Source organism: Burkholderia sp. Bp9090, from assembly GCF_003857985.1.
GTDB lineage: Bacteria > Pseudomonadota > Gammaproteobacteria > Burkholderiales > Burkholderiaceae > Burkholderia.
Genome location: NZ_QTPV01000102.1, coordinates 1 through 1,398, shown reverse-complemented (window position 1 = coordinate 1,398; position 1,398 = coordinate 1). Strand labels below are relative to the sequence as shown.

Annotated in this window: 3 protein-coding genes and 1 pseudogene; 2 read left to right on the top strand and 2 right to left on the bottom strand. The window is 58.2% G+C overall.

Annotation, left to right across the window (positions count from 1 at the left end; genetic code table 11):
- Positions 1-111 precede the first annotated feature (111 nt).
- Entirely contained in the window at positions 112-300 is a 189-nt protein-coding gene (locus tag DIE16_RS36255; RefSeq protein WP_034175061.1) for a hypothetical protein, read from the top strand.
- Positions 301-429: 129 nt separating this feature from the next.
- Positions 430-678, top strand: coding sequence for a hypothetical protein (locus DIE16_RS36250; RefSeq protein WP_230944700.1), 249 nt, complete (start codon positions 430-432; stop codon positions 676-678).
- Positions 679-935: 257 nt separating this feature from the next.
- On the opposite strand, the gene DIE16_RS36245 is transcribed toward DIE16_RS36250, so the two are convergent.
- Both DIE16_RS36245 and DIE16_RS36240 read right to left on the bottom strand, forming a co-directional pair.
- Positions 936-1,220: a hypothetical protein gene (locus DIE16_RS36245; RefSeq protein ID WP_124524294.1), complete on the bottom strand. Its 285-nt coding sequence runs from the start codon at positions 1,218-1,220 to the stop codon at positions 936-938.
- Positions 1,221-1,293: 73 nt separating this feature from the next.
- Positions 1,294-1,398 (bottom strand): annotated as a pseudogene (locus tag DIE16_RS36240) (translation initiation factor IF-1); the annotation flags it as partial.

The following is a 1,398-nucleotide window of genomic DNA, read 5'->3' as shown; positions in this document are numbered from 1 at the left end:
AGGTGGAGGTCGAGCGTACCTTCCCCAGGATCGTGCATGTGGAGGCGGTTCGTCCGCGCGGCGTGGCGCAGGACTTGTGAATCCTTCCGCAAAGACGCCTAGAATTCAGTCATGGCTGCATTCCACATTCACAAGGAGGCTGTCATGACTCAGTCGATGATTGGTTGGGTGGTTGGTCTTGCGGTGGTCGCGGTGGTTGCAGTCGCGTTGGCGCGCCGTTACCAGAGCGAACATTCAAGTATGGAAGTCGTTCAGTGGCTGGACTCCCATCACTTGGGGTGGATGCATCGCAAACATTGACCTCTCGGCGCTGGCGGCGATAAACCCCGCCTTGCCGAAGTTTACCGGGAGCCAAACACACGGATGCAGGCGGGCGGGTGAAGTCTGCCATGTCGTTGTCTCGCCAGGGGTCTTGGCAAGGAAGGCATCATGGATGATGAAGTGTGTACGACCCACACGCACGTGGCACGCCTTCGCGTGATGCAGACCACGTCTGGGCGCTATCGCGGAATCGTCCACTTGCACCGCATCGGAGAGGATCCCGGCACCTCTGATCAACACGATACCGAAGGGGATTTTGCATCGGACGTGGAGGCGCGTGACGCCGCACGAACGCTCGCACGCAGATTGCTCGAAGAGCAAATCCAGGGGCACGAAAAGGCGCAAGGCATCGATTGAATCTGCGTCGGCGGCCTGGTCGTTACGCAACGTCGATCGGCAACGCGACGTCCATCAGCGCGTAGCGCGCCAGTCGCACAATGCGGCCGCTCGTCCGTTGATCTGCCTTGAGAGCACGGGACAGAAAGGAATGTCGGCTTACGACGCGAGTTTCCCGTTGACCGGCAGCATGGCGTCGGCTCGCGCAATTTCGGATCGGGACGCACGTCTCCGATTGACGCGCGCTCCCATGCATTGCTGTTCAACAGAGAGCCGTATCAAAGAACTGCGTCGAACATCCAATGTTCGCCTCGGTTCTGATCGATGATGTCTTCTGCGTAACGTTGCGAAGCCCGGCGTGCGTCACCGGCACTGGCAAACGGCGAACCGTCGACAAGCTTGAAGGTCTGGCTCCGGGTCAGCGTGGTGTTAGTGCCACGCAGGCAAACCTTGACCGCCGCGTCGAAACCGGCTTCGTAGTTGTGAGTACGGCCAGCGCCTGTGTGAAAGTGAGGATAAGTCAGCGGATATATTTCGAATCCGCGATAGGTACGCATACTCATGATGAACTCCCGGTGATTGATGGCTACGAATTGCGTAGAGGAGCGCAATCAATCCTGTATCGGCGCTACATGGTTAGCGTCGAACAAATCTGTTTCGAGGCACACCGGGCGAAGCCCGTTCGTCTTTGTGCCGGAAATTGATACGCCCTTTGGTGAGGTCATAGACCGACAATTCCAG